The sequence below is a fragment of the Variovorax sp. P4_D9 genome, from assembly GCF_056401695.1.
This window is the reverse complement of sequence record NZ_JBFUIU010000831.1, coordinates 1-3,790: the sequence shown is the minus strand read 5'-3', so window position 1 is coordinate 3,790 and position 3,790 is coordinate 1. Positions and strand designations below refer to the sequence as shown.

Sequence of the window (3,790 nt, the reverse complement as noted above, 5' to 3'; positions counted from 1 at the left end):
GTGTCGGGCGTCGCGTTGAGTTGGCCTAACTGCTTCTGTAACGTCGCAACTTGCTGCTGAAGTTCGCGCACTTGTGCACCCGTCGGAGAGGTCGCTGAACTTTGACTCTGAGCCGGCGCTTGAGCGAAAACTGCCGCTCCTGCGCTCAAGAGGGCAGTGAGCAATGCGGCAAGTGCGGAACTTTGCAACATCGTCATGGCAGTCACTCCTTGATGGTCGGCTTGACAGTGTCGTCAAGGGGACGGCAGAGGCGTCGTCGTGCCCGCGACTTACATCTGGGCCGGCTCAGTCCATCTGAGCTGGCAGGCAAGTGCTGAGCCGAAGATACGCCGCGATGTGCGCCGGGAATTGATGCATGTCAACGAAGGGCCGTCTCTGGACTGGCTTGGCGGCCGACCATCCAGCAGGGAGGGCACCCCTTTGAACGGACGGTTCAACCGAAAGACCGGTTCTGGCCGACTATAGCCGGTCCTCGCCGGGTCCGGGCCCACTGCGGTCTTTCCGCATGCTCCGATGCTGTAGCGCCTGGCGGCGTTCTCGACGAAGAAGGCCTTGCTGTCGCACAGGGAGAGGTTCCAGAACACAGAGACAGGGGGAATCGTCCCCTTGTCGAAGTGCAGTACGTGACGGTTTGCGCCGGTGAGTGGCTGTTCGGCGTCATCGACGCGCGTGTTCGGGTAGAGGCTTTGCTCTGCGACGTTGGCGCCGAGGACGTACTTGGCCAGCGCCGCACGGACCGGGAAGTGCCGCCCGCGCCGCCGGCGGACATGGTGTAGCGCCATCCGTTGACCACTTCTGCGGACGATAGGTAGGCGTTATCGATGATTTTGTCGGCTGAGAGCGCCGCGCGGGCAGTGTCCTGGCTTCTTTCGGCGGGCAAGATTTGCCGATGGAGGTGTTCACCGATGGTGACAACCAGCTTCGCCAGTGGCAGCTGTCGACGCTCCCTCGCGCGAGGCATATCCTGGACTGGKACCACCTGCGACGACGGGTGGSCAAGCTCAAYGCCGTCGTKCATGGCMGGCYAACGGCCAGTCAGCTGAGATCCGCTGACCACGACTGGTTGTCSRGKCTGGCCGGMGGATTGAAGCGGCTTTGGCATGGTCGAGCGCAGGAAGCCATGCGAAGCCTGGCCACGATGCTGTACGTCCTGGGCAAGTCGACGGTGTGCCGCAAGCCGGCCACGCGTCAGATTCGAAAGCTCACCCTCGACCTCGAGTTGCTCGGCTACCTGCGCAACAACTCGGATTCGCTGCCCAACTATGGAAGGCGCTATCGATCGGGCCAGCGCATCTCCACTTGCTGCTGCAGGTGCGGGTGCGCGTCATCGACGGCCAACTGCGCGACTTCGCCCGCTGGTACCCGGCGTTCCGGTCCAACACGTCGACGATGTCCTTGGCGGCATGACCCCACCATTTGAATCGCTCTCAACCTTGCTCCGGTGAACGACGATGTGGCGCGCTCAAGCAAGGACGAGGAAAACACCCCCCGTGCCGCTTCGCAACGAGCCATGTGCATCCGGAGGCTCGCGAAGTCGCTTTGCACGAGGGCGGCGGCGGCGAGGGCTCAACCGCACTCGAACCGTTCGCCGAAACTGGTCCTGATCATTACTTTCTCTTGGAGGCTTTCACCGCGTCTTTTGCGGCTTCTTTCACATCGCCTGCTGCCTTCTGTGCCGTGCCAGCGGCCTTTTCCGCGGCGCCTTCAACTTGCATCTTCTCGCTACCGACGACCTTACCCAACGTCTGCTTGACGCTTCCCTTTGCCTTTTCCATGGAACCCTTGACTTGATCCTTGTTCATTACTTGTCCTCGTTGCGCGGCAGACCGCCACGAGTGCACGGTGCCACTTTTGGGAACGGTTGAATGTCGGCGCGCAGCCCGGGTGGTTGTCGGTGTGAATCCCTCGGTGTCTGTGGACAAGCGGCGCACCTCGCTCAGGCGTGAACGAATTTCGAGCAGCGGGTTTGCACCGAAAGGGCGCTTCACGAGTGAGCAGGCCTGTTTGTGCAGTGCACCATTCTTGAGAAGTCAAGAGTTGGCTGTCCGCGCTTCCAGTGAATGACTCTGTCGAGCGGCGCCTCGAAGCCGCACGCCGCCTCGCGTCCCACGGGATGCTCAGCGAATAGGCGCGCTTGGTCCTGACGATGATCAACCGAACCCTTCCGCTGAACCACAACGCAGACGAATGGACCGAGCGTGGCCATAGACAACGCCTCCAACGTCAACACCTCGCGTTCCATGGTCAGATTGCCCTCGGCGTCTGCGGTGGTCGCCCGAATGATCAATGATCGCCACGTCGATGGGGAACGCCTTGTAGAAGAGGCACTCGAGCCGATGCGCATTGAGTCGACGAGCGCCTTTACCGGGCCACCTCGTGGTGACGCAGCTGTGTGGCCAGGCGTCGCGGTTCGTCCTGTCCCTCTCTCCTACAGCCACCGACCCAGGATGAGACTACCGTGCAGACAAAGGAGTAAGCCCCCCATGACCACCCCGAAGGTTCCATCTGAGGACGATCCCGCGCAGCTACCGGTACAGCCGGAGTTTCCGACCGACGACGATCCGATCAACCCTCATTCGGACGAGGGCAAGGCCGGCGCGGACGAGAACGCGGCTGGCTTCGTGAAGGAGAAGCTTTAGCTCGGGAGCCTGGGCGCGTCGCGTGCGAGCCCGCGCCAGAACGTCGATTGCAAGCGCGAAGTCTTCAGCTCGTTCCGCAGTGAATGTGACAAGTGCGGCCACGGCGGCGAGCCTCGCGCCGACCCAGAGAATCTTTCTGAACCTTGCCACGTTCTGCCTCGCAACGAGCCCGCGCGCTTTCCGGCTGTCGGTTTCCCTTCATCTGAATGTAGGCCGATCGGCGCGTCAATATCGCAACGTCATGTCCATTTCGCAGTGGCGACCCTCCCTACGAGGACCGTCAAGGTGGAGCATTTGTGGGAAGCCGCAAAGAAGCCACAAAAATCGCTTGCATTCTGCGGGAAGCCCTTGTAGTCACATTTGATATTTCAATTGGCATTCATGACCGTTTCAATGTGTCACCAGCTTGGCGGAGGTGGTGCCGGCTCCGTCACGCGTCGGCTTCATAGTCTCCTGCTCGCGAACTGCTGCACGCGGTCTGGCCCGGCGTGGTGGTGGAGGAGGTGAACCTGAGTGTCAACGTCTCGGCGTTGCGAAAGTGCTCGGGGTGGCGGCGTTCTTGGTCAGCAGGTGGCCCGCATTTCGAACCACCGTGGCCAGCAGATCGAATGCCTTGCCGGTCATCGCGATGCAGGAGATATGCCGATCAGCCTCGGCCGCTCGATCGGGCTTCAATGCAGCGGTCGAGGTCGGCGACATCGCCACGACCAACCTTGCTCCGCTCAGAGAGGTTCCGGCCATGCGCGGTGTCGAGGGCGCGTCGCAAACACTCGGCGTGTCGCCGAGGCTGTCTCGCCGGAGAGTCGCCTGGTCCTTGCGGGTCTCTCGGCGACGGCGCTCGCCGTCGTTGCCGGCGCCCGATGGCTGGGCAGACAAGCGCCGTACCTTTCCGTCGCCGTGCTGCCCTTCACCGTCGAGGGAGCGCCGAACACGTATCTCGCCGATGGTGTCGTCGAAGGCGTGATCAACGGCCTGACTCGGCTGCGGGCTTTGCGGGTCACGCCCAGAGCCTCCGCGTTCCGATTCAAGGATGCCATCGGGGATCCCGTCGCAACAGGTCGCGCGCAGGACGTCACCGCTGTCGTCACGGGCACGCTTTCGCGAAAACTTGGGCACCCTACGAAGAAACCCGCACGAGGCGGGTTCCTGGG

The 3,790-nt window shown here is 62.3% G+C and carries 6 protein-coding genes and 1 pseudogene; 2 read left to right on the top strand and 5 right to left on the bottom strand.

Going from position 1 to position 3,790, the window contains the following annotated elements; all coding sequences use genetic code 11:
* The 4 genes and pseudogenes from AC1DY5_RS46265 to AC1DY5_RS46250 all read right to left on the bottom strand — a co-directional run.
* Positions 1–197: hypothetical protein (locus tag AC1DY5_RS46265; RefSeq protein ID WP_478121105.1), on the bottom strand; the 197-nt coding region annotated here is incomplete at its 3' end.
* A 72-nt stretch (positions 198–269) separates the two neighbouring features.
* Positions 270–782, bottom strand: a complete 513-nt coding sequence (locus AC1DY5_RS46260; protein WP_478121104.1) for a DUF1214 domain-containing protein — start codon at positions 780–782, stop codon at positions 270–272.
* 825 nt (positions 783–1,607) lie between these two features.
* Positions 1,608–1,802 carry a CsbD family protein gene (locus AC1DY5_RS46255; RefSeq protein WP_478121103.1) on the bottom strand — a complete coding sequence of 65 codons (195 nt, stop codon included), beginning with the start codon at positions 1,800–1,802 and terminating at the stop codon, positions 1,608–1,610.
* A gap of 338 nt (positions 1,803–2,140) precedes the next feature.
* A pseudogene (locus tag AC1DY5_RS46250) lies at positions 2,141–2,330 on the bottom strand (hypothetical protein); the annotation flags it as partial.
* Between the two features lie 153 nt (positions 2,331–2,483).
* On the opposite strand from AC1DY5_RS46250, the gene AC1DY5_RS46245 reads away from it, so the two are divergent.
* A complete protein-coding gene (locus AC1DY5_RS46245; protein WP_478121102.1) occupies positions 2,484–2,639 on the top strand; it encodes a hypothetical protein in 156 nt (51 codons plus the stop codon).
* A 516-nt stretch (positions 2,640–3,155) separates the two neighbouring features.
* On the opposite strand, the gene AC1DY5_RS46240 is transcribed toward AC1DY5_RS46245, so the two are convergent.
* A complete protein-coding gene (locus tag AC1DY5_RS46240) occupies positions 3,156–3,515 on the bottom strand; it encodes a hypothetical protein (RefSeq protein WP_478121101.1) in 360 nt (119 codons plus the stop codon).
* Positions 3,516–3,536: 21 nt separating this feature from the next.
* Here AC1DY5_RS46240 and AC1DY5_RS46235 point away from each other — a divergent pair.
* On the top strand, positions 3,537–3,790 hold a 254-nt coding region (locus AC1DY5_RS46235; RefSeq protein ID WP_478121100.1), incomplete at its 3' end, for a hypothetical protein.